Origin of the sequence: Pseudomonas sp. CG7 (assembly GCF_023701885.1) — a bacterium.
GTDB classification, from domain to species: domain Bacteria; phylum Pseudomonadota; class Gammaproteobacteria; order Pseudomonadales; family Pseudomonadaceae; genus Aquipseudomonas; species Aquipseudomonas zanjanensis.
On record NZ_JABAEE010000016.1, the window covers coordinates 76,988 to 98,761 of the forward strand.

Consider the following 21,774-nt stretch of genomic DNA (forward strand, 5'->3'; position numbering starts at 1 on the left):
GTTTTGCGCAATGGCCTAGAGGCTTGTGTGGCGAGGGAGCTTGCTCCCGCTGGGGCGCGCAGCGGCCCCAAAAAAGCGGTGAGCGCTTCGCACTCCAGCGGGAGCAAGCTCCCTCGCCCCGAGACTGCGCGATTTTTAAACCTCTGTGAAAGGGAGCTTGCTCCGGGCAGAATCAGAGCCCAACCTTCGGCGAATTCAACGAATCATTCCCCGTCACCGTAGCCGTGCCAGTCGCCGCCTCGGCGTTGGCCTTCAGGCGACTCAGCTCTTCACCGGCCTGCTCGATGCGGGCGCGGGCGTTGTCCAGGTTCTGGCGATTCTTTTCCAGCAGGCTCTTGGCCGAGCAGTGCCCGGTGATGCCCCGCGCCAACGCCATGCCGCCGATCGCCAGTTGAGCCAGCCCGATCACCCCGCCACGGCGTAGACCCTTGCCCATCATCAGCACACCGCCGGCCAACGAGCCAATGCGCTCCCAGCCGTGCACGTTTTGCGGCGGATGGGATTGGAAAGGGGTGCGCTCAATCGGCTCGAACGGATTGTTATCGCTCATGATCTGTCTCCAGTGTGGGGATTGGTATAAAGCTGACTGCCTGAGCGATTGCCTTGTTCAATCGAATATCGCACCGATCAGCGGAATTGCGGTCCCGAACGGGTGTTGTTGCCTTTGGCCATGCGGTCGTACAACACGACGTTGACGGTAGCGGCCAGGTTCATGCAACCGGTGGTGGGGATGTACACCACGTCCTCGCACCAATCGCGAATCTCCTTGTCCAGCGAGCCGTCTTCCGGGCCGAAGATGTACAGCGCCCGGTCCGGGTGGGTGTATTCGGGCAGCGAGCGGGCACCTTCCACCAGCTCGACGGCCACTGGCACACAGCCCAGGGGCAGGATTTTCTTCAGGTCGTCGATGCCGATCAGGGGGATGTCGTAGTGGACTTTCTTGGTGTCGGTGACGAAGTCGGCGGCGCGCTCATAGCGCTTGCCGGTGTAGAACACCGACGCCACGCCGTAGCAACCGGCGGCACGCATGACCGAACCGACGTTTTCCGGTGACTTGGGGTTGAACAGACCGATGCAGCTATAGCGTTTGTTGGCCACGGGCGGGGTGCCTTTGGGGAAAAGGCGCGATTATACGGGGAATAGGGGAGGGTGGTCAGGTTCGAGATGTGTGGTGCATGGTCGGCCGCCTTCGCGAGCAGGCTCGCTCCCACAGGGTTTTGTGTACGCCGAAAATCCACTGTGGGAGCGAGCTTGCTCGCGATGACGGCCTTGCAGCCTGTAAAAATTCTTGGGTGATGACGATTACTCGTCTTTCTTCATCAACCCAGCCAACGCGGCGAACGGGTTGTGGGTCGCCTTGGCAATCTTCGGGGTGCTCAGGGAGCCGTCGCCGAAGTATTGCTGGTCGGTGTAGCGCGAGTGCTCGTTGTCGTGGCAGTACAGGCACAGCAGTTCCCAGTTGGAACCGTCCTGCGGATTGTTGTCATGGTTGTGGTCGCGGTGGTGAACGGTCAGTTCGCTCAGGCGCTTGCCGGAAAACTCACGGGCGCAGCGGCCACAGACATGGGGATACATTTTCAGGGCTTTGTCGCGGTAGCCCATCTCCCGGTCGCGCTGGGCATCGGCGAGGATGCGGTCCAGCTTGGCGGTGTTGGACGGTGGCGTTGACGAACTCATGGGTTCACCTTTGTAGAAAAGACTGATGACGGTTGGACAGAGTTTAGCTCAGCCCTTGAGCTTCTCGGCAATCCAGATGGTGTGGCGAGTGCCTTTGTTGCCATGGGCGAACACTTGCACCTCTTCGGCCTTGAAACCGGCCTTCTTCAGCTTGTCGGAAAACTGCCGGTCAGCGCTGGCCGACCATACCGCCAGCACGCCCTTGGGCCGCAGGGCCTTGGCGCAAGCGGCCAGGCCACCGGCCGAATACAGCCAACTGTTGGCTTTCTGGGTCAGGCCTTCCGGGCCGTTGTCGACATCGAGCATGATCGCGTCGAACCCCTGGGGTTCGGCTTGCAGCACCTTGGCCACGTCTTCCATGCGGATCACGGTGCGCGGGTCCGCCAGCGGCCGCCCGGCCTTTTCACCCAGGGGGCCACGGTTCCACTCGACCACGCCGGGCACCAGTTCGGCCACCACCACTTCGGCGGTCTTGCCCAGGTGCTTGAGGGCCGAGGCAAGGGTGAAGCCCATGCCGAGGCCACCGATCAGCACGCGCGAGCCGGGACGACCGGCGACCTTGCGGCAAGGAATCTCGGCCAGGGCGTCTTCGGAACCGTGCATGCGGGTGTTCATCAGTTGCCCGCCGTCGCCGCCCTGGATCTTGATGACGAAGTCTTCGCCGTACTCGAACAGGCACAGGGCACCGCCGTTGTCAGGGATGGGCGTGGTGTCGAGCAGAACGAAACGTTTCATGGAGATCTCGTAGGAGGGCAGACCGGCGCGGTAACGACTAGCCTTAAAGCAGACAATAGCCACGGAGCCATTGATGAAGTGCATCATTCTAACGGCCATTGCCCTGGCGGCGCTCTCAATAAGTTGCGCCCAGGCTCAACAACCGACGATCCCGGTCAACCCGCCGAGCATCCCCGGATCGCCGGGCACTGCCACGCCCATGCCGTATCCACCGGTCACGCCCAACGGCGTGCCCAAGGCCGGCCCGGGAAATGGTGGGCCACCCTTGCTGCCGCCGATCGAAATGCCCAAGCCGCCCAAGGACCAGCCGATACCGGGCATGGAGCCGAAGCCGGTGAAGGCCAAGTCGCCGGGGGGGTAGAACGCCCACACGACGCAATAACCTGTGGGAGCGAGCTTGCTCGCGATGGCGGTGTATCAGTCAACATTGATACTGGCTGAACTGACGCTATCGCGAGCAAGCTCGCTCCCACAGGGGGCTCCGGCTAGGTTTAATGGTGCGGTCAGACCTGCTGCGACAACAGCTGCCCATCGGCCATGCGCAGGCGCTTGGACAGGGAAACGGCAAGGGCGCGGATGATCTTGGCGGCGATCTTGGGGGCGTCGTTGAGCATTTTTTCCAAGGAGTCCTTGCCCAGGTTCAGCAACTGGCAATCACTGGCGGCGATGCAACTGGCCGAGCGACGTTCGCCGTCGAGCACGGCCATTTCGCCGAAGGCCCGGCCGCTGCGCAGCGTGGCGATGGTCACGGGTTGGCCGTCGGGGCCGGTTTTCTGCACGGCCACCTGGCCGGTGTGGATGATGCACATGAAGCTGCCGGCATCGCCTTCGCGGAAAATCGCTTCGCCCTCGGCGATGGCGCTGATGCTGAAATAGCCCGACGCCGCGGCGAAGTCTACGGGTAGCAACTGGTCGAACAGGCCGCAGTCCATCAGCCAGTCGCGGATTTCTTTGTTCAGTAAGGTCGGTTCTGACATGTTGGCACGGTCTTTTTCTTGTCGTTTTCTGCGGTTTTTTGGATTGTTTTGAGTGTAGGCGAACCCCTGTGGGAGCGAGCTTGCTCGCGATAGCGGCGTATCAGTCGACAACCATGTGGCTGAACTGGCGCCATCGCGAGCAAGCTCGCTCCCACATTGGAACAGCGTCATGTCTGAGCCTTGCGCATGCAGCTAAGACCCGGCCATCCCACAGAGTTCCTCAGACCCGCCCCAAAACCTTCAAGACAAATGCGTATTCGAGCGCTACGTCACGTAATCCCTGGTAGCGCCCGCTCATTCCGCCGTGGCCGGCGCCCAGTTCGGTCTTGAGCAGCAGGGGGTTGTCGTCGGTCTTGGTGGCGCGCAATTTCGCCACCCACTTGGCTGCTTCCCAGTACTGCACGCGGCTGTCGTTGTAGCCAGCGATCACCAGCAGCGCCGGGTACGCCTGGGCGCTGACGTTTTCGTACGGGGCGTAGGCCCGGATCCGATCATAAACGTCCGGCTCCTCTGGATTGCCCCATTCGTCGTATTCGGTGATGGTCAGCGGCAGGTCTGGGTCGAGCATGGTGTTGAGCACATCGACGAACGGCACTTCGGCAATCGCCACCTTGAACAGCTCCGGGCGTTGGTTGAGCACCGCGCCGATCAGCAGGCCACCGGCACTGCCGCCGCTGATCGCCAGTTGTCCTGCGGTGGTGAAACCGTTGGCGATCAAATGTTCGGCGCAGGCGATGAAGTCGCCGAATGTGTTGTGCTTATGTTCCTGCTTGCCGGCGCGATACCAGGCTTCCCCCAGCTCGCCGCCGCCCCGTACATGGGCGATGGCAAACGCCACGCCGCGGTCGAGCAGGCTCAGCCGCGAATGGGAAAACCACGGGTCGAGGCTTTCGCCATAGGCACCGTAGCCGTACAAGTACAGCGGCACCGGTCGGCCGAGGTCTTCGCGCCTGACCACCAGGCTGATGGGCACCTGGGTGCCGTCCGCCGCCGTGGCCCAGAGCCGCTGGCTGACATAGGCATCGGCATCGAACGGCCCCAGCACCGGGGTTTGCTTGAGCACCACCTGGGCGCCGCTGGCCAGGTCCAACTGGCGGATCTGCGCCGGACGGTTCAAGGCCTCGTAACGCAGGCGAATGCGATCGCTAATGAATTCCAGGCTGTTCTGCACATGCAGGCTGTAGGCCGCGTCCGGTAGTTGCACCCGATACGCCGGCAAACCCTGGGGATGTACCTCGATGATCGGCAGGCCGCCTTCGCGCAGGCTCAAGGTCATGGCCCCGGCGTTCAGGCTCAGGCCGTCGATCATCACCGTGTCGCTGTGGGGGATCAGGTTCTGCCAGTCGGCCTCGGTGGGTGCCACGCCGGTGTCGACGGCCTGATACAGGGCGAAGTTGATCCCGTCGCGGTTACTGCGGATCAACCAGGTCCATTGGCCATCGAGCAGGCCGTGGTCGACGTCGTATTCGTGGTTCTCCAGGCGTGGCGCCAGGCAGGTGAAGGGGTGTTGCGGCTGCGCAGCGTCCAGCACCCAGACTTCGCTGGTGGTCTTGCTACCGAGGGACAGGATCAACTGCTTTTCCGAACTCGAACGATAGCAATGCAAGAAGAAGCGTCCGTCCGGCTCATGGAACACTTCTTCGGCGGCCGTGCCGTCCAGGCGATAGCGCCAGAGTTTGTGGGGGCGGTGGGTGTCGTCCAGTTCGCCAAAAAACAGTGTCAGGCTGTCGTTGGCCCAGGTCATGCTGCCGTCGCAATTGTCGAAGGACAGTTCGCTGACCTTGTCGTTGGACAATTCCTTCACGAACAGGGTGTAGATCTCGTCTCCCGTGGTGTCCAGGCTGTAGGCCAGGCGCTGGTGGTCGGGGCTGATGCTGAAGGCGCCCAGGGCAAAGAAACCGCCGCCAGCCAACGCGTTCGGGTCCAGCAGCAGTTGTTCGTGGCGCTCGTCCACGGTCAGGCTGTCGTCAGCCGGGCGCGGGCAACGGTAATGGCGTGGGTATTCGTCACCGGCGGTGGTGCGGGTGTAATACAGGTACGGGCCCCAGGGCGAGGGCAGCGACAGGTCGGTCTCGAGGATCCGGCCCTTGATTTCCTGGAACAGGGTTTCGCGCAGTTCGGCCTGATCGGCGAGTTGCGCCTCCTGGTAGCTGTTTTCCGCCTTGAGGTAGTCGAGCACGGCGTCGGTGTCGCGTTCCTGCAGCCAGGCGTACGGGTCAACACCAGCGTCCCTGCGGGCGATCGGGGCGTTGGAAACGTGGGCAGATAGGGACATGAAAGGCTCTCGAACGTTGTACGAAAAGGGACACGCGGCCTGGACAGAACCCACCGCCCAGGCCATTCGCCAGACGCCGGGGCAGCCTGACGCGCGAAAAGCCGTTACTATAAGCGCCTCTTTGCCTGCCTTGCCATGGACACCATGACCGAGAATGACTATCTGATCGCCTGGGGCCTCTACGCCTTCGCCGCCCTGGGCTGCCTGCTGGTGTGGATGCGCATGACGCGCTGGATGTGGCGCTGGTTGCGTGAACCGCTGCGCTTGCTGATGGCGGTGTTGCTGTTCAGCCCTACCGTCGTCGACCCGGTGAAGGACAAGGTTGCCCCGGCCTTGGCCATTGTCGCCCTGGACATCTTGTTCAAGGTCGGCAACAACGCCTGGCGGGCGGCGTCCGATCTGCTCATGTACGGCATGATCGCCTTCGGCCTCTACCTGGTGATCGTGCTGATCCGCTTCCCCATCGAGCGGGCCGCCAACGCGCGCAAGGAACGGGCTGCCGCCGCCAAAGCCGCCGCCGCGGCCGATGAGCCGGAGGACGAACCACCATTCGGCGTGGCCGGGGATGACCGTTACGGTCGCCCACCCGTGCCGAGCAACCCCCAGCGTTCGCGTATCGAACCGCGCCTGTAAGCAGGCCTGCCCCTTGAAGCGAGAGTTCGAGCATGTGTGAGTTACTGGGCATGAGCGCCAATGTGCCGACCGACATCGTGTTCAGCTTCACCGGGCTGATGCAGCGCGGCGGCAAGACCGGGCCGCACCGGGACGGCTGGGGCATCGCCTTCTACGAGGGCCGTGGCCTGCGCCTGTTCCAGGACCCGGCCGCCAGCAGCGAATCGGAAGTGGCGAACCTGGTGCAGCGTTATCCGATCAAGAGCGAAGTGGTGATCGGGCACATCCGCCAGGCCAACGTCGGCAAGGTCTGCCTGTCCAACACCCATCCGTTCGTGCGTGAGTTGTGGGGCCGCAACTGGTGTTTCGCCCACAACGGCCAGCTCGCCGATTTCCAGCCGGGCGCAAGCTTCTACCGCCCGGTGGGCGACACCGACAGCGAAGCGGCTTTCTGCGATCTGCTCAACCGCGTGCGCCAGGCCTTCCCCGAACCGGTGGAAGTGGAACAGTTGCTGCCGTCGTTGATCGAGGCCTGCACCGAATACCGCAGCAAAGGCGTGTTCAATTGCCTGCTCAGCGATGGCGACTGGCTGTTCTGCTATTGCTCGACCAAACTGGCCCAGATCACCCGTCGCGCGCCGTTCGGCCCGGCGCGGCTCAAGGATGTGGACGTGATTGTCGATTTTCAGGCGGAAACCACACCCAACGACGTGGTCACGGTGATCGCCACCGAACCCTTGACCGAAAACGAACCCTGGACCCGCTACGAACCGGGCCAATGGAGCCTGTGGCGACGCGGCGAATGCGTCAGCCAAGGCCGGACCGAATAAGGACGTCACGCTATGTTGCTCAGTTATCTACGGCTGGTGTTGTTCGCGGTGGGCCTGTTGGTTGGGGTCCAGGTGCCAGGGTTCATCAATGATTACGCCAAGCGGGTCGAGGCGCACCTGATCGAGGCGCAGACCGGCCTGCAAGGTTTCCAGGGCACCGCCAACCAGTTCTTCAAGGGCGACATGCAGGCGCTGGTGGCCCATTACCGCGCCAGCGAAGACCCGATCTTTCGCAGCGACGCCGACAGCCTGAACACCTTGCTCGTGCGCCAGCAGGCCTTGGACAAGCAATTCCAGGCGATGCAAGGCCCGTGGTACATCCGCCTGCTGCAAGTGGCGCTGGCCGCCGATCCGGACATCCGCAAGGAAACCTGGAACGGCTACAGCTACCAGATCCTGCTGACCCCCGAAGCGATGATCTGGGGCATCAGCGGCGCGATGTTGCTGTCGTTCGGCCTGGAATGCCTGTTCCGCCTGATCGACTGGGTGGTGCTGGGCGGCAAGCGCCTGCGCCAGGGCCGGCCGATCGAAGAGCGTGACCTGCGCGGGCTCTGACTCGATGGTTCAGTGAGCTTCCTGTGGCGAGGGAGCTTGCTCCCGCTGGGGCGCGCAGCGGCCCCAAGATTTTGCGAGCGCCACGCACTCGAGCGGGAGCAAGCTCCCTCGCCACAAAAGCGGTCTGCCTTTGCGGGTGATGTGCTGCCCAATCAAATTTTTCTTATGACCCAACCAAGGTTTTATTCGTTGGACGGGATCGGCCGTGCGCTCAAGAATCGGGGCAACGGTCTCCACGTCAGCGTCGTCGAGACTCACAACAATAAAACCGTGGAGAACCACCATGAGTGCACCCGACACGCTCGGCGTCCCCCAACCCCAGGCCCGTTCTGGCCCGTTCGATTGGTATCGCAACATCAACCAGCAGGAACGTCGCACCTTCTGGAGCTGCAAGATCGGTTACGCCCTGGACGGCATGGCCACCCAGATGCTCAGTTTCGTGGTGCCGACCCTGATCGCGATGTGGGGCATCACCACCGGCCAGGCAGGCCTGATCCACACCAGCACCTTGATCGCGTCGGCCATTGGCGGCTGGGTGGCGGGTATTCTCTCGGACCGGATCGGTCGGGTGCGCACCTTGCAACTGACGGTGCTGTGGTTCGCGTTCTTCACCTTCCTGTGCGGCTTTGCCCAGAACTATGAGCAGCTGTTGATCGCCCGCACCTTGATGGGCTTCGGCTTCGGCGGCGAATGGACCGCCGGTGCGGTGTTGATGGGCGAGGTGATCCGTGCGAAGGACCGCGGCAAGGCGGTGGGCATGGTGCAATCGGGTTGGGCCCTGGGCTGGGGCATGACGGCGATTCTGTATGCGCTGCTGTTCTCGGTGTTGCCGCCGGAAGATGCCTGGCGCGCACTGTTCATCCTCGGCATCGTGCCGGCGGTGTTCGTGATTTTCGTCCGCCGGCTGGTCAAGGACCCGGAAGTCTATAACCAGACCAAGGCCCGCCTGACGCCGGAAAATCCCGCGAAGTTCTACGAGATTTTTGCCCCTGGCATCCTCTTCACCACCCTGCGTGCCTCGCTGCTGACCACCGGTGCCCTGGGCGGCTACTACGCCATCACGTCCTGGCTGCCGACGTTCCTCAAGAATGAACGGGGCTTGAGTGTATTGAGCACCGGTGGCTACCTGGCGATGGTGATCGTCGGCTCCTACGTGGGCTATGTCATCAGCGCGTATCTGTCGGACATCCTGGGACGAAAGAAGAACTTCGTCCTGTACGCTGTCGGCTCGTTCACCATCGTCCTGCTGTACACCCAGATGCCGGTGAGCAATAACGTGATGCTGTGGTTGGGCTTTCCCCTGGGCTTTTTCGCTTCCGGGATGTTCAGCGGCATGGGCTCGTTCCTCACCGAGCTGTTTCCTACGCGCATCCGCGGTTCGGGCCAGGGCTTTTGCTACAACATTGGCCGGGCGGGGGCGGCATTGTTCCCGCTGTTGATCGGTATCTTGAGCCAGAAGGTGCCGCTGAGCGTGGGTATCGGCGCCTTCGCGGCGGTGTCCTACGGCGTGGTGATCCTCGCGGCCCTGAGCCTGCCGGAAACCCAAGGCAAGCAGTTGGAAGCCGAGTAACTGATACCCTGTGGGGGCCTGGGCTCCATGGCTTGGCCCCACAGTCAAAGAAGAAAAAACCTACAGGAGCGTTCACCGTGAACCGCCTGCTACTGAATTGCGATATCGGCGAAAGCTTCGGCAGCTGGACCATGGGTCTGGACGCCGAGGTGATGCCCTTCATCGATTGCGCCAACATTGCCTGCGGCTTCCATGCCGGCGACCCGAGCATCATGCGCAAGACCGTCAGCCTGGCCCTGAGCCACGGCGTGCGGATCGGCGCGCACCCGGCCTATCAGGACCTGGCGGGCTTCGGCCGTCGTTCCATGGCCTATGGCGCCCAGGAGCTGCAGGACTTGCTGCACTACCAGATCGGCGCCCTCGACGGCATCTGCCGGGCCCAGGGCGGGCGAGTCAGCTACGTCAAGCCCCACGGAGCGATGTACAACGACATGATGGCCAACCCGGCGCAACTGCGCGCCGTGATCCAGGCCGTCGCGGCCTATGACCGGCAACTGCCACTGATGCTCATGGCGACCCGGGACAACAGCGCCGCCCAGGCCCTGGGCGACGAGTACGGCCTGACCCTGTGGTTCGAGGCCTTTGCCGATCGCGCCTATGACAGTGCCGGTCGCCTGGTATCGCGACAGGCACCGAGGGCGGTGCATCACGATCCCGAGGTCATCATCGGGCAAGCCCTGACCATCGCCCGTGGCGATGCATTGACCGCCAGCGACGGCAGTGCCTTGCACCTTATGGCCAATACCTTGTGCGTGCACGGCGACAACGCCAGTTCCGTGGCGGCCGTGCAGCGCATCCGCGAAGCCCTGGACCGGCAGAGTGCGCCATGAAACCACGCGTGGAAGTGGTGGCGGTGGACTGCCTGATGGTGCGCCTGTTCGATGAGATCGCCGAGGCCAACATGCCCTGGATGCTCGCCGCCAGCGAGCGCCTGCGAGCGGTGTTTGCCGAGCGTTTGATCGATCTGGTGCCGTCCTATACCACCTTGATGGTGCACTACGATTTGCTCGCCCTGAACCCGGTCCAGGCCCGCGATTTGATCGACGAGGCGCTGCATAACCTTTCACCGGATGCCCGCTCGACCGGCCAATGCCATGTGCTGCCGGTGTGGTACGACCTTAGCGTCGGGCCGGAGCTTGAGCTGTTGGCGAGCCGCAGCGGCTTGACGGTCGCCCAGGTGATCCGCCGCCACAGCGAACGGGAGTACCAGGTGTTTGCCCTGGGCTTCGCCCCTGGTTTCGCCTTCATGGGGCTGGTGGACGAAGAACTGGCCGCCCCGCGCCTCGACACACCACGCAAGCGCGTGGCAGCGGGCAGCGTCGGCATTGCCGAGCGTCAGACCGCGGCGTATCCAGTGGTCTCGCCCGGCGGTTGGAACCTGATCGGGCGCACCCCGGCCAAGCTGTTCGATCGCGAGCGTGACGGCTACAGCCTGATGCAGCCGGGGGACACGGTGCGCTTTGCGCCTGTGGATCACGCCGAATTCATCGCCCTGGGTGGCGACGACACACCGTTGGAGGCCCAGGCATGAGCCGGTTGTTGATCGAGGCCAGCACCCCGCTGTGCCTGTTGCAGGACGCCGGCCGTTTCGGCGTGAGACACCTGGGCGTGACCCAGGGCGGCGCGGCGGATTGGTTGTCGATGGCCTGGGCCAATTGGATGCTGGGCAATGACCTGGACGCGGCGGTGGTGGAGATTACCCTCGGCGGCTTTACCGTGGTGGCCGACGAGGATTGCGTGCTGGCGCTGGCCGGGGCTGACCTGGGCGCGCGGATAGACGGCCAGGGCGTGGCATCGTGGCGTTTCTTCAGTTTGCGCAAAGGCCAGGTCCTGGCGCTCACCCAGCCTGTGCTCGGTGCCCGGGCCTACCTGGCGGCCCCCGGTGGTTTCAACGCACCGACGGTGCTGGGCAGCCGGGCAACGGTGGTGCGCGAGGAACTCGGTGGCCTGGATGGGCGGGGGCGGGCGCTGAGTCGCGGTGAACACTTGAGCTATTCGGGCTTGGCGACGCCGCGGCCCATGCCCCACACGCGGATTCCGGATTTCCAGCAAGCGCAGCCGCTGGACCTGATCCTCGGTGCGCAGAATGGCGCGTTCAGTGGGCGCAGCCTGTTCGATGCGTTCAACACTGCGTGGACGCTGGACAGTCGCGCCGACCGCATGGGCATGCGCTTGCTGGGCACGGCGTTGGAATATCAGGGACCGGCGATGATTTCCGAGGGCATTCCCCTCGGTGCCGTGCAGGTGCCGCCGGACGGCCAGCCGATCGTGTTGCTCAATGATCGACAAACCATCGGTGGTTATCCACGCCTGGGTGCGTTGACGCCGCTGTCCCTGGCCCGGCTGGCGCAATGCCTGCCGGGGGCGCAGGTGCGGTTGCGGCCGGTGGTGCAGGAGGTTGCGCATCGGCAGCAGGTGGAGTGCCTGCAGGTGTTTTTGAACAGCTGAAAAGCATCGCGAGCAAGCTCGCTCCCACAGGGGATTTCAGTGTGACGAAGAACCAGTGTGGGAGCGAGCTTGCTCGCGAAGAGGCCCTGAAGGGCACCAAAGATCACTTGGAGAGAAACCGCATCCCTTCCTCCAACCCCCGCAACGTCAGCGGATACATCCGGTCCTCCACCAACTCGCGCACGATGTTGGTCGAGGCGGTATAGCCCCAGGTGTCCTTGGGGTACGGGTTGCTCCAGATGAGTTTCTTGTACTTCTCCATGAAGCGCTGCATCCACACATAACCGGCTTCTTCGTTCGAGTGTTCGACGCTGCCGCCGGCCTGGGTGATTTCATAGGGCGCCATGGCGGCATCGCCGATGAAGATCACTTTGTAGTCGGCACCGTACTTGTGCAGCAAATCCTGGGTCGAGGTGCGCTCCGAGGTGCGGCGCAGGTTGTTCTTCCACACCGATTCGTAGACGAAGTTGTGGAAGTAGAAATACTCCAGGTGCTTGAACTCGGTCTTGCAGGCCGAGAACAGCTCTTCGCAGATTTTCACGTGGGCATCCATCGAACCACCGATGTCGAACAGCAGCAACAGCTTGACGGTGTTGCGTCGCTCCGGGCGCATCTGGATGTTCAAGAGGCCGGCGTCCCGGGCGGTGTGATCGATGGTGCCGTCGATGTCCAGTTCTTCGGCCGCGCCCTGGCGGGCGAACTTGCGCAGGCGGCGCAGGGCGATCTTGATGTTGCGGGTGCCCAATTCCACCTGGTCGTCGAGGTTCTTGTATTCGCGCTGGTCCCAGACCTTCACGGCCTTGCCCTGGCGCTTGCCGGCGTCGCCGACCCGAATGCCCTCGGGGTTGAAACCCCCGGAGCCGAACGGGCTGGTGCCGCCGGTGCCGATCCACTTGTTGCCACCGGCATGGCGTTCCTTCTGCTCTTCCAGGCGTTTCTTGAATGCTTCGATCAGCTTGTCCAGGCCACCCAGGGACTGGATCTGCGCGCGTTCCTCGTCGGTCAGCGAACGCTCGAATTCCTTGCGCAACCAGTCTTCGGGAATCAGCGCCTGGAGGTGATCGTCGAGTTTCTCCAAACCGTTGAAGTAGGCGGCGAAGGCCCGGTCGAACTTGTCGAAATGCCGTTCGTCCTTCACCAGGATCGCCCGGGACAGATAATAGAATTCGTCCATGTCAGCGAAGATCACCCGCTGTTTCAGCGCGTTGATCAGGTCCAGCAGTTCACGCACCGACACGGGCACCTTGGCGGCGCGCATCTCATTGAACAGGTTAAGCAGCATGGCAATCGCCCTCGCTCTTGTTAAACGAAGAGGATCAGCGGGTGCCGCGACGGCTCATGAACGCCAGGCGCTCGAGCAGTTGCACGTCCTGTTCGTTCTTCACCAGGGCGCCGGCCAACGGCGGAATGGCCTTGGTCGGATCACGCTCGCGCAGCACCGCTTCGCCGATGTTGTCGGCCATCAGCAGCTTGAGCCAGTCCACCAGTTCGGAGGTGGAAGGTTTTTTCTTCAGGCCCGGCACCTTGCGCACGTCGAAGCACACGTCCAGCGCTTCGCTGACCAGGTCCTTCTTGATGTCCGGGTAATGCACGTCGACGATTTTCTGCAGGGTGACGCGGTCGGGGAAGGCGATGTAATGGAAGAAGCAGCGACGCAGGAAGGCGTCCGGCAGTTCCTTTTCGTTGTTGGAGGTAATGATGATGATCGGGCGCTGCTTGGCCTTGATGGTTTCGTCGGTCTCGTAGACGTAGAACTCCATCTTGTCGAGCTCTTGCAGCAGGTCGTTGGGGAACTCGATGTCGGCCTTGTCGATTTCGTCGATCAGCAGGATCACCCGCTCCTCGGACTCGAAGGCTTCCCAGAGCTTGCCCTTCTTCAGGTAGTTGCGCACGTCGTTGACCTTGTCCACGCCCAACTGCGAGTCCCGCAGGCGGCTGACCGCGTCGTACTCGTACAAACCCTGGTGGGCCTTGGTGGTGGACTTGATGTGCCAGGTGATCAGGCGCGCGCCGAAGGACTCGGCCAATTGCTCGGCCAGCATGGTCTTGCCGGTGCCTGGTTCGCCCTTGACCAGCAACGGCCGCTCCAGGGTGATGGCGGCGTTCACGGCCAGTTTCAGGTCAGCGGTGGCCACGTAGGCGCTGGTGCCTTCGAACTTCATCTGCAATTTCCTCGAACGTGTCGCCGGCCCGGCGAGGCGGGGCGCGCGAAATAAATATCGTGCCCGACTATAACGCGAGGCCGCGCCGACTGTGAACGCAGACGCTGTATTCAGTCTCTGAATGGGGCGTCACATGTTGACTCAGTCTTGTGGCGAGGGAGCTTGCTCCCGCTCGAGTGCGCAGCGCTCGCAGGCTTTTAGGGCCGCTTCGCGGCCCAGCGGGAGCAAGCTCCCTCGCCACTAAAAGCCGCAAACCTTAATCGGGCGAAGGCGGTGGCTGTTCATAACGGGCATTGAAGGCCTGGACGAAACCGTTGCGCAGTATCTGCAGGAAGGCTTCGAAGGCGCTGATGTCCTGCTGGTGAACATTGCCGCTGAGTTCCACCCGGGTGGCGAACTGGTTCTTGCGCTGGTTCTTGAGGGCCGTTTCGCCGGTCCCGACCAGCGCTTCCCAGACCGAGCGGAAGATGTTCTTGTTCTGGTTCTCCACGTCCTGCTGCCAGTCGAATACGTCGACATCCCGCAGCAATGGCTTGATGTAGCCGCTGAGCCGGGCGTTATCGGCTTCAGCCTCGATCACCAGGTCGCCGTGGCCGGCATTGAAATCGAACTTGCCATAGGCGGCGGCAAAATCGTTGAGGCGCTTGAGTTCGATGTTCCTGGCCCGCAGGCGGAAATCGAAATCCTCGAAGTCGCTCAAGGGGTCGAAAGTAGCCTGCATTTCCAGGGGCGCATGCTCGGCCACCAGGGCCTTGCCTTCGAAGCGGGCGTCGCGCTTGCCTTCGGTGTCGACCACGTTGGTCAGGTTATAGAAGCTCGCGTTGACGTCAGTGGCCCGCAGGTTGACCGGGGGCTTGGAGTTGAAGTTGCGATAGGTGACCTTGCCTTCCCGGATGCGCACTTCGTTGAAGGTGAGGGGCAACAGTTTGCTCAGTTGCTCGCGCCAGTTGGTGCCCTGGCCGGTCTGGGAGTTCTGCCGGTTGGCCCCGCCGTCGACGAAGTTCACTTCGGGGCGGGTGAACTCAACCTCGGACACCACCGCATGGTCGTACCACAGCGAGTGCCAGCTCACCGACAGGTCCACCAGCGGGGCGTTGACGAACGGCACCGGGACCTTGCCGTCGACCTTGACGATTTCCAGGCCGTTGATCCGGTAGGCACCGCGCCACAGGGCCAGGTCCACATCAGTGATCTGGCCGCGATAATCGCCCATGTCGGCCAGTTTATCGTTCAGGTAGTCGCGTACCAGGTAAGGCAGGGCGAAATGCAGGGCCACCAGCACCGCGACGAGGGTGGCGAAAACCCACAGTGGCCAGCGGTATCGACGCTTCATGTCTGTCAGACTCCAGCGTTTGTTGGGGGCGCGCCTCCTAATGCCATTGACTGTCGCAACAACGGGAACGTTCGGTGCAACTGGACGCCCATGGGCAACAGGCATACCTTTAAAGGCTTCAATTCCGCCCCATCAAGGACCCAGCCATGAGACGCATATTCGCTGACAACGCCCATTCCATCGGCAATACGCCACTGGTACAGATCAACCGCATTGCGCCGCGCGGCGTGACCATCCTGGCCAAGATCGAGGGGCGTAACCCAGGGTATTCGGTCAAGTGCCGGATCGGCGCAAACATGATCTGGGACGCTGAAAGCTCGGGCAAGCTCAAGCCGGGCATGACCATTGTCGAACCGACCTCGGGCAACACCGGGATCGGCCTGGCGTTCGTCGCCGCCGCCCGTGGCTACAAGCTGATGCTGACCATGCCGGCCTCCATGAGCATCGAGCGGCGCAAGGTGCTCAAGGCCCTGGGCGCGGAGTTGGTGCTCACCGAGCCGGCGAAGGGCATGAAGGGCGCCATCGAGAAAGCCGCCGAGATCCTGGCCAGCGATCCGTCCAAATATTTCATGCCGCAGCAGTTCGATAACCCGGCGAACCCGGCGATCCACGAAAAAACCACCGGCCCGGAAATCTGGAACGACACCGACGGCGCCGTGGACGTGCTGGTCGCGGGCGTGGGCACCGGCGGAACCATTACCGGGGTTTCGCGGTATATCAAGAACACCTGTGGCAAGCCGATCCTGTCGGTGGCGGTCGAGCCCGAGGTGTCGCCGGTGATCCCCCAGGCGATGGCGGGGGATGAAATCATGCCCAGCCCCCACAAGATCCAGGGGATCGGCGCCGGGTTCGTGCCGAAGAACCTCGATCTGTCCATCGTCGACCTGGTCGAGCGCGTCACTGACGACGAGTCCAAGGCCATGGCCCTGCGCTTGATGCAGGAGGAGGGCATCCTCTGCGGGATCTCCTGCGGCGCGGCAATGGCCGTGGCCGTGCGCCTGGCGGAAAAACCGGAAATGCAGGGCAAGACCATCGTCGTGATCCTGCCGGATTCGGGCGAGCGGTATTTGTCGAGCATGTTGTTCAGCGATCTGTTTACCGAGCAGGAGACTCAGCAGTAACCGCAGGCAGGATGGGTGGCGAGCACTGCTTGTGTGGCGAGGGAGCTTGCTCCCGCTCGACTGCGCAGCAGGCGCCCCGGATTCAACCCGGGTCGCCAAATCCCGGGGGCGCGCTCCGCACGCCAGCGGGAGCAAGCTCCCTCGCCACAAGAGCACTCGCGATCTCAGGTAGGTTGACTGATTGTTCGATGCGTCAGCCAAGGTTCAGGTGGCGCCTGTTAAAAAGTGTTTATTGCGTTTCACTCAACAGAGAATCTTCCGTCAGACGGTTTTTACCCGGGCCATGGGTATTTAACATGGCCCCCGACTACGTCGGGCAGTAGGCGTTGCGTCAGTTGTTTTTGGACAAGGAGTTTAAAAAATGACCGTTTCGTTTGTCGCCAAGGCCTCGGTGTTGCTGCTGTTCCTGGGCAGTACGCTTTATGTGCATTTGCGTGGTAAGGCGCGGCTGCCGGTGTTGCGTCAGTTCGTCAACCACTCGGCGCTGTTCGCCCCCTATAACGCCTTGATGTACCTGTTCTCCGGCGTGCCCTCGAGGCCTTACCTGGATCGCAGCCAATTTCCCGAACTGGATGTGCTCAAGGACAACTGGCAAGTCATCCGCGACGAAGCCATGCACTTGTTCGACGATGGCTACATTCGAGCCGCCGAGAAGAACAACGATGCGGGCTTCGGTTCGTTCTTCAAGAAGGGTTGGAAGCGCTTCTACCTCAAGTGGTACGACAACCCGCTGCCGTCGGCTGAGTTGCTGTGCCCGAGGACGGTTGAACTGGTCAGTCGGATCCCTAGCGTCCGGGGCGCGATGTTTGCCTTGCTGCCCGGTGGTAGCCACCTGAACCCTCATCGAGACCCCTTCGCCGGTTCGTTGCGTTATCACCTGGGGCTCTCAACCCCCAATTCCGAGAGCTGCCGTATCTTCGTCGACGGTCAGATCTATGCCTGGCGCGACGGCGAAGACGTCATGTTCGATGAAACCTATGTGCACTGGGTCAAGAACGAAACCCCGCAGACCCGCCTGATCCTGTTCTGTGATGTCGAGCGGCCCTTGAAAAGCCGGCTGATGACCCGCCTCAACCGCACCATCAGCGCGTTCCTCGGCCGTGCCACCGCGCCACAGAACCTGGACGATGAACACGTCGGTGGCATCAACCAGGCCTATGCCTGGAGCAAGTCGTTCAGCGACGGCATCAGCGGCCGGGTCAAGCAGTTCAAACGCAAGCATCCCAAGGCCTACCGGGTGATGCGGCCGGTGTTGGCGGTGGCGGTGCTGACGGCGCTTGGCTATTGGTTGTTCGTTTAAAACATTGCGTAGTCCATCGGGCGCTGGTTATAGTCAGCGCTCTTCGGGTTTTCGAACCCACTCTCCAAGAGATCGGCTCATGCCTGCATCCCCTGTCATCGCGGTCGTGGTTCCAGCGTTCAACGCTGGCGTCGTGCCGTGTGGGAACCAGCAGCCTGCGCAGATCGGTCAATACCCCCCACCTGTCCGTAGCTCATCGGTGTACGCCGTCGTATCACCGCCGGGCGCTGGCATTCAGGGCTGATCGGCAACGGTTGCCATCCCCTGTGCCCGCCTGAAAAAAACTACTGGACTTCAGCTTCGGCTGAGTTGGCTTTTTGCCTGACTACAGGTGGTATCCATGTTTTCCCTTTCCAAAAACGCCTTGTTGGCGGCGGCTTCCACGAGCCTGTTCGTTTTGCTGTGGAGCAGCGGGGCGATCTTTTCCAAGCTGGGCCTGGCCCACGCTTCACCCTTCGCTTTTCTGCTGATCCGTTTTGCCATCGCGCTGTTCGCGCTGGTGCTGTTGATTCCGTTGCTCAAGTTGAAGTTGCCCAAGACCGGCAAGCCGATGCTGTACGCGGTGATCACCGGTCTGGTGCTGCTGGGCGCCTACCAGATTTTTTATCTGCTGGCGCTGCAAATGAGTGTCACGCCTGGGGTCATGGCGACCTTGATGGGCGTGCAACCGATCCTGACCGTGGTGCTCATGGAGCGACAACGTTCCTGGTCGCGGATGTTCGGCCTGGTGTTGGGCTTGGTCGGGTTGGTCATGGTGGTGTACCAGGGCATCGGCCTGGCCGGCATGTCCCTGGCGGGGATGCTGTGCGGGTTGCTGGCACTGGTCAGCATGACGGCCGGCTCCATCATGCAGAAGCGCATCACCGACAACCCACTGGGCACGCTGCCGGTGCAGTACCTGGCCGGGCTGGTGCTGTGCGCGGTCTTCGTGCCGTTCCAGCCGTTCCATTTTGAATACAGCACGGGGTTCTTCGTGCCGGTATTGTGGATGGGACTGGTGGTGTCGGTGCTGGCGACGTTGCTGCTGTACCGTTTGATTGCCCGGGGCAATCTGGTGAACGTCACCAGCCTGTTCTACCTGGTGCCGGCGGTGACGGCGATCATGGACTAGCTGGTGTTCGGCAGCCGGCTGGCGTTGCTGAGCTTGCTGGGGATGGTGCTGATCATCGTGGGGTTGGTGTTTGTGTTTCGTAAGAGCCGCTGAGCTTTGGCTACTCGCTGACTGAACTACCGCCATCGCGAGCAGGCTCGCTCCCACAGGGTTAGCGCAATTCCCTGTGGGAGCGAGCCTGCTCGCGATAGCATTTTCAGCGGCACCGATGGGTTATCGGGCAGACACCTCAGCCGGTTTCGCGGCGGAAGGCTTGAGCACCAACCACAACGCCGCCGCAATCAACACCCCGCCATACAAATGCGCCATCCCCAACGGCTCATCCAGCAACAACGCCCCCCACAACACACCGAACGGCGGGATCAGGAATGTCACGGTCATGGACTTGACCGGGCCGATGGAACTGAGCAGACGGAAATAAAGGATGTACGCCAGCGCGGTGCACACCAGGCCCAGGCCCAGCAGTGACAACCAGACACTCCAGCCACCCCAACTGGCCGGCGGTTGGCTGATGACGCTGTAGCCAAACAGCGGCAGCAAGAACACCGTGGCGCCGAACATGCTGCCCAGGGCCGAAAGGCGGCTGTCCAGGCCACCTTGGTGATCGAGCCAGCGCCGGGTGAGGAAACCGGCAAAGCCGTAGCAGGTCGTGGCCAGCAGGCAGGCGAGGGCGCCCATCAACAGTTGCAGGTCGAACGCCACCGGGCCGGCGCGGGTCAGGATGCCCACGCCGAGCAGACCGAGGAAGACCCCGCCGACCTTGGCCAAGGTGAGTTTTTCGCTGAAGAACAAACCGCCGATCAACACCCCCATCAGCGGCGTGGTGGCATTGAAGATTGCCGAGTAACCGGCCGGCAGCACCTGGGCCGCCAGCGAATAGAACGTGGCCGGAATGCCCGAGTTGATCAGGCCCAGCAGCATCACGACTTTGAGCTTGCCGCGAAAATTCCAGTCGACGCGCATCAGGGCCAGGATCACCAGCAGCCCGACGAAGGCGATGGACACACGGAAGAAGGCAGTGGGAATCGTGCCGATGACGGGGGCGATAATGCGCATGAACAGGAAACTGGCGCCCCAGATGGCGGCCAATGACAGTAAACGCAGGATATCGACGAGGTTCACGAGCCACTCCTTCCTTGATGGGGGGGCAAGTGTCGCCGCCTTGCATACCGATGGCAATGGTTGCGTTGCCGCGTGATTGGCCTCTAAGCTCAGTCGCCAATAACAAGCATGACCCGCCGAGGTTTACCTTATGCCGCAGCCATGGCCCGCTATCGAAATCGCCCGTACGATCCTCGACGGCTTCGACGATTATCGTGAGCATTTCCGGCAGATTACCGATGGCGCTCGCGCCCGGTTCGAGCAGGCCCAGTGGCTGGAGGCCCAAGCGGCTTCGGCGGCGCGCATCAACTTGTATGAAGAAAAAGTCTTCGAAACCGTCGCCAAGCTGCACAAGGCCTTCGATGAGGAAGCCCTGATGGATGTGGGCTGCTGGCCGTTGGTCAAAAGTGCCTACATCAGCCTGATCGACCTGCGCTTCGACGATGAGCTGTCGGAAACCTGGTACAACTCGATCTTCTGCGGGCTGTTCAGCCACGACCTGATCAGCGACGGCACCATGTTCATCCACACCACCCGGCCCAGCCTGCGCCGGGCCCGCGCCGCCCAGACGCGCACCTACAAGCCCCCGGGCCAGTTGGACCGGATGCTGGAGAGCGTCTTCGCCGATTACCGTTTCAGCGAGGACTACGCCGATTTGCCGGGGGACCTGCAGCGCCTCGAAGCGCTGTTGCGCGAGAACCTGCCGGACTGGGTCTGCAAGGACCCGGAGCTGACGGTGGAGTTGTTTTCCTCGGTGCTCTATCGCAACAAGGGCGCCTACCTGGTGGGCCGGATCTACACCCGCGACGACCAATGGCCGCTGGTGATCCCGCTGTTGCACCGCGAGGGCCGGGGTATCCAGATCGATGCGCTGATCACCGACGAGGCGCAGGTGTCGATCATCTTCTCGTTCACCCGTTCGTACTTCATGGTGGACGTGCCGGTGCCGGCGGAATTCATCGGCTTCCTCAAGCGCATCCTGCCGGGCAAGCACATCGCCGAGCTATACACCTCCATTGGTTTCTACAAGCACGGCAAGTCCGAGTTCTACCGGGCACTGATCAATCACCTGGCGAACACCGACGACCAGTTCATCATGGCGCCGGGCGTGCGCGGGATGGTCATGAGCGTGTTCACCCTGCCGGGCTTCAACACCGTGTTCAAGATCATCAAGGACCGCTTCTCGCCGTCGAAAAACGTCGACCGGGCCACGGTGATCGAGAAATACCGACTGGTGAAAAGCGTCGACCGGGTCGGGCGCATGGCTGATACCCAGGAGTTCGCCGATTTCCGCTTTCCCCTGAGCAAATTCGAGCCGGCCTGCCTGGAGGAACTGTTGGAAGTGGCGCCGTCCACGGTGTCGGTGGAAGGCGAGACGGTGCTGATTCGCCACTGCTGGACCGAACGCCGGATGACGCCGCTGAACCTCTATCTGGAAAACGCCCACCCGGACCAGGTGCGCGAGGCGCTGGAAGACTATGGCCTGGCGATCAAGCAACTGGCGGCGGCCAATATCTTCCCCGGCGACATGCTGCTCAAGAACTTCGGCGTGACCCGCCACGGCCGTGTGGTGTTCTACGACTACGATGAAATCTGCTTCCTCACCGAAGCCAACTTCCGCCACATCCCCCTGCCCCGTACACCGGAAGACGAAATGGCTTCCGAGCCCAGGTATTCCATCCGCCCGCTGGACGTCTTCCCGGAGGAGTTCCCGCCGTTCCTGTTCGCCGACGCCGGGCAGCGCAAGCTGTTCGACCAGTTGCACGGCGAGTTGTATAACGCCGACTACTGGAAAGGCCTGCAGGACGCAATCCGGGCGGGGAAGGTGATCGATGTGTTCCCGTATCGGCGCAAGGATCTGGACAGCGAATAACGCCAGGCGAGCAAACGAAGCCACTGTGGCTTGTGGCTTGTGGCTTGTGGCTTGTGGCTTGTGGCTTGTAGTTTGTGCTCTGTGCTCTGTGCTC

At 62.3% G+C, this 21,774-nt stretch carries 21 protein-coding genes and 1 pseudogene; 12 read left to right on the forward strand and 10 right to left on the reverse strand.

Features of this window, described 5'->3' with window-relative positions; translation table 11 throughout:
* Positions 1 to 172: 172 nt before the first annotated feature.
* The 4 genes from HGO40_RS09465 to HGO40_RS09480 all read right to left on the reverse strand — a co-directional run bounded on the left by HGO40_RS09465 (position 173) and on the right by HGO40_RS09480 (position 2,412).
* On the reverse strand, positions 173 to 550 hold the full coding sequence (locus HGO40_RS09465) for a YgaP family membrane protein (RefSeq protein WP_186704574.1): 378 nt from the start codon (positions 548 to 550) through the stop codon (positions 173 to 175).
* Positions 551 to 627: 77 nt separating this feature from the next.
* The gene (locus tag HGO40_RS09470; protein ID WP_250962773.1) at positions 628 to 1,098 is read right to left on the reverse strand and encodes an RNA methyltransferase; all 471 of its coding nucleotides are present in this window, start codon (positions 1,096 to 1,098) and stop codon (positions 628 to 630) included.
* Positions 1,099 to 1,302: 204 nt separating this feature from the next.
* Positions 1,303 to 1,677: a YajD family HNH nuclease gene (locus tag HGO40_RS09475; protein ID WP_003184246.1), complete on the reverse strand. Its 375-nt coding sequence runs from the start codon at positions 1,675 to 1,677 to the stop codon at positions 1,303 to 1,305.
* A gap of 48 nt (positions 1,678 to 1,725) precedes the next feature.
* Positions 1,726 to 2,412: a spermidine synthase gene (locus HGO40_RS09480; protein ID WP_018607541.1), complete on the reverse strand. Its 687-nt coding sequence runs from the start codon at positions 2,410 to 2,412 to the stop codon at positions 1,726 to 1,728.
* A gap of 73 nt (positions 2,413 to 2,485) precedes the next feature.
* Here HGO40_RS09480 and HGO40_RS09485 point away from each other — a divergent pair, with 73 nt between their 5' ends.
* On the forward strand, positions 2,486 to 2,773 hold the full coding sequence (locus HGO40_RS09485) for a hypothetical protein (protein ID WP_207965389.1): 288 nt from the start codon (positions 2,486 to 2,488) through the stop codon (positions 2,771 to 2,773).
* Positions 2,774 to 2,915: 142 nt separating this feature from the next.
* On the opposite strand, the gene HGO40_RS09490 is transcribed toward HGO40_RS09485, so the two are convergent.
* Together HGO40_RS09490 and HGO40_RS09495 are read right to left on the reverse strand one after the other, a co-directional pair.
* Complete coding sequence (locus HGO40_RS09490; RefSeq protein ID WP_014337065.1) at positions 2,916 to 3,389, reverse strand: cyclic nucleotide-binding domain-containing protein; 474 nt, start codon at positions 3,387 to 3,389, stop codon at positions 2,916 to 2,918.
* 220 nt (positions 3,390 to 3,609) lie between these two features.
* On the reverse strand, positions 3,610 to 5,664 hold the full coding sequence (locus HGO40_RS09495; protein ID WP_250962774.1) for a S9 family peptidase: 2,055 nt from the start codon (positions 5,662 to 5,664) through the stop codon (positions 3,610 to 3,612).
* A gap of 135 nt (positions 5,665 to 5,799) precedes the next feature.
* On the opposite strand from HGO40_RS09495, the gene HGO40_RS09500 reads away from it, so the two are divergent.
* The 7 genes from HGO40_RS09500 to HGO40_RS09530 all read left to right on the forward strand — a co-directional run bounded on the left by HGO40_RS09500 (position 5,800) and on the right by HGO40_RS09530 (position 11,679).
* Complete coding sequence (locus HGO40_RS09500) at positions 5,800 to 6,297, forward strand: MFS transporter (protein WP_250962775.1); 498 nt, start codon at positions 5,800 to 5,802, stop codon at positions 6,295 to 6,297.
* 32 nt (positions 6,298 to 6,329) lie between these two features.
* Positions 6,330 to 7,106 carry a class II glutamine amidotransferase gene (locus tag HGO40_RS09505; RefSeq protein WP_250962776.1) on the forward strand — a complete coding sequence of 259 codons (777 nt, stop codon included), beginning with the start codon at positions 6,330 to 6,332 and terminating at the stop codon, positions 7,104 to 7,106.
* 12 nt (positions 7,107 to 7,118) lie between these two features.
* Positions 7,119 to 7,661, forward strand: coding sequence for a DUF2937 family protein (locus HGO40_RS09510; RefSeq protein ID WP_039593345.1), 543 nt, complete (start codon positions 7,119 to 7,121; stop codon positions 7,659 to 7,661).
* 283 nt (positions 7,662 to 7,944) lie between these two features.
* Positions 7,945 to 9,231 (forward strand): MFS transporter, encoded by a 1,287-nt coding sequence (locus HGO40_RS09515; protein WP_250962777.1) that lies wholly within the window; start codon positions 7,945 to 7,947, stop codon positions 9,229 to 9,231.
* A gap of 77 nt (positions 9,232 to 9,308) precedes the next feature.
* On the forward strand, positions 9,309 to 10,061 hold the full coding sequence (locus HGO40_RS09520; protein WP_250962778.1) for a 5-oxoprolinase subunit PxpA: 753 nt from the start codon (positions 9,309 to 9,311) through the stop codon (positions 10,059 to 10,061).
* Positions 10,058 to 10,762 carry a 5-oxoprolinase subunit PxpB gene (gene pxpB / locus HGO40_RS09525; protein ID WP_250962779.1) on the forward strand — a complete coding sequence of 235 codons (705 nt, stop codon included), beginning with the start codon at positions 10,058 to 10,060 and terminating at the stop codon, positions 10,760 to 10,762. The genes HGO40_RS09520 and pxpB overlap by 4 nt, the downstream gene beginning before the upstream one ends.
* Positions 10,759 to 11,679, forward strand: a complete 921-nt coding sequence (locus HGO40_RS09530; protein ID WP_250962780.1) for a 5-oxoprolinase subunit C family protein — start codon at positions 10,759 to 10,761, stop codon at positions 11,677 to 11,679. The genes pxpB and HGO40_RS09530 overlap by 4 nt, the downstream gene beginning before the upstream one ends.
* Positions 11,680 to 11,782: 103 nt before the next feature.
* Here the strand turns inward: HGO40_RS09530 and HGO40_RS09535 are convergent, their stop codons facing one another.
* The 3 genes from HGO40_RS09535 to HGO40_RS09545 form a co-directional block, all read right to left on the reverse strand.
* Positions 11,783 to 12,961, reverse strand: a complete 1,179-nt coding sequence (locus HGO40_RS09535; RefSeq protein ID WP_250962781.1) for a vWA domain-containing protein — start codon at positions 12,959 to 12,961, stop codon at positions 11,783 to 11,785.
* A gap of 34 nt (positions 12,962 to 12,995) precedes the next feature.
* Positions 12,996 to 13,841: an AAA family ATPase gene (locus HGO40_RS09540; RefSeq protein ID WP_250962782.1), complete on the reverse strand. Its 846-nt coding sequence runs from the start codon at positions 13,839 to 13,841 to the stop codon at positions 12,996 to 12,998.
* A 256-nt stretch (positions 13,842 to 14,097) separates the two neighbouring features.
* Positions 14,098 to 15,174: a DUF748 domain-containing protein gene (locus HGO40_RS09545; RefSeq protein WP_250962783.1), complete on the reverse strand. Its 1,077-nt coding sequence runs from the start codon at positions 15,172 to 15,174 to the stop codon at positions 14,098 to 14,100.
* A gap of 146 nt (positions 15,175 to 15,320) precedes the next feature.
* On the opposite strand from HGO40_RS09545, the gene cysK reads away from it, so the two are divergent.
* The 3 genes and pseudogenes from cysK (at position 15,321) to HGO40_RS09560 (ending at position 18,799) form a co-directional block, all read left to right on the forward strand.
* Complete coding sequence (gene cysK, locus HGO40_RS09550) at positions 15,321 to 16,295, forward strand: cysteine synthase A (protein WP_250962784.1); 975 nt, start codon at positions 15,321 to 15,323, stop codon at positions 16,293 to 16,295.
* 361 nt (positions 16,296 to 16,656) lie between these two features.
* Entirely contained in the window at positions 16,657 to 17,595 is a 939-nt protein-coding gene (locus HGO40_RS09555) for an aspartyl/asparaginyl beta-hydroxylase domain-containing protein (RefSeq protein ID WP_250962785.1), read from the forward strand.
* Between the two features lie 340 nt (positions 17,596 to 17,935).
* Positions 17,936 to 18,799, forward strand: a pseudogene (locus tag HGO40_RS09560) (DMT family transporter).
* A 120-nt stretch (positions 18,800 to 18,919) separates the two neighbouring features.
* On the opposite strand, the gene HGO40_RS09565 reads toward HGO40_RS09560, so the two are convergent.
* Positions 18,920 to 19,828, reverse strand: coding sequence for a DMT family transporter (locus HGO40_RS09565; RefSeq protein ID WP_250962786.1), 909 nt, complete (start codon positions 19,826 to 19,828; stop codon positions 18,920 to 18,922).
* A 130-nt stretch (positions 19,829 to 19,958) separates the two neighbouring features.
* Between HGO40_RS09565 and aceK the strand changes: the two genes are divergently transcribed.
* Positions 19,959 to 21,680 carry a bifunctional isocitrate dehydrogenase kinase/phosphatase gene (aceK, locus tag HGO40_RS09570; protein WP_250962787.1) on the forward strand — a complete coding sequence of 574 codons (1,722 nt, stop codon included), beginning with the start codon at positions 19,959 to 19,961 and terminating at the stop codon, positions 21,678 to 21,680.
* Positions 21,681 to 21,774: the final 94 nt, after the last annotated feature.

Bases quoted from the DNA above. Each gene is read 5' to 3' on its own strand.
- pxpB (WP_250962779.1), top strand. From the start codon at position 10,058: ATGAAACCACGCGTGGAAGTGGTGGCGGTGGACTGCCTGATGGTGCGC.
- HGO40_RS09485 (WP_207965389.1), top strand. From the start codon at position 2,486: ATGAAGTGCATCATTCTAACGGCCATTGCCCTGGCGGCGCTCTCAATA.
- HGO40_RS09515 (WP_250962777.1), top strand. From the start codon at position 7,945: ATGAGTGCACCCGACACGCTCGGCGTCCCCCAACCCCAGGCCCGTTCT.
- HGO40_RS09490 (WP_014337065.1), bottom strand. From the start codon at position 3,389: ATGTCAGAACCGACCTTACTGAACAAAGAAATCCGCGACTGGCTGATG.
- HGO40_RS09500 (WP_250962775.1), top strand. From the start codon at position 5,800: ATGGACACCATGACCGAGAATGACTATCTGATCGCCTGGGGCCTCTAC.
- aceK (WP_250962787.1), top strand. From the start codon at position 19,959: ATGCCGCAGCCATGGCCCGCTATCGAAATCGCCCGTACGATCCTCGAC.
- cysK (WP_250962784.1), top strand. From the start codon at position 15,321: ATGAGACGCATATTCGCTGACAACGCCCATTCCATCGGCAATACGCCA.
- HGO40_RS09505 (WP_250962776.1), top strand. From the start codon at position 6,330: ATGTGTGAGTTACTGGGCATGAGCGCCAATGTGCCGACCGACATCGTG.
- HGO40_RS09480 (WP_018607541.1), bottom strand. From the start codon at position 2,412: ATGAAACGTTTCGTTCTGCTCGACACCACGCCCATCCCTGACAACGGC.
- HGO40_RS09475 (WP_003184246.1), bottom strand. From the start codon at position 1,677: ATGAGTTCGTCAACGCCACCGTCCAACACCGCCAAGCTGGACCGCATC.
- HGO40_RS09530 (WP_250962780.1), top strand. From the start codon at position 10,759: ATGAGCCGGTTGTTGATCGAGGCCAGCACCCCGCTGTGCCTGTTGCAG.
- HGO40_RS09465 (WP_186704574.1), bottom strand. From the start codon at position 550: ATGAGCGATAACAATCCGTTCGAGCCGATTGAGCGCACCCCTTTCCAA.
- HGO40_RS09510 (WP_039593345.1), top strand. From the start codon at position 7,119: ATGTTGCTCAGTTATCTACGGCTGGTGTTGTTCGCGGTGGGCCTGTTG.
- HGO40_RS09495 (WP_250962774.1), bottom strand. From the start codon at position 5,664: ATGTCCCTATCTGCCCACGTTTCCAACGCCCCGATCGCCCGCAGGGAC.
- HGO40_RS09545 (WP_250962783.1), bottom strand. From the start codon at position 15,174: ATGAAGCGTCGATACCGCTGGCCACTGTGGGTTTTCGCCACCCTCGTC.
- HGO40_RS09535 (WP_250962781.1), bottom strand. From the start codon at position 12,961: ATGCTGCTTAACCTGTTCAATGAGATGCGCGCCGCCAAGGTGCCCGTG.
- HGO40_RS09555 (WP_250962785.1), top strand. From the start codon at position 16,657: ATGACCGTTTCGTTTGTCGCCAAGGCCTCGGTGTTGCTGCTGTTCCTG.
- HGO40_RS09540 (WP_250962782.1), bottom strand. From the start codon at position 13,841: ATGAAGTTCGAAGGCACCAGCGCCTACGTGGCCACCGCTGACCTGAAA.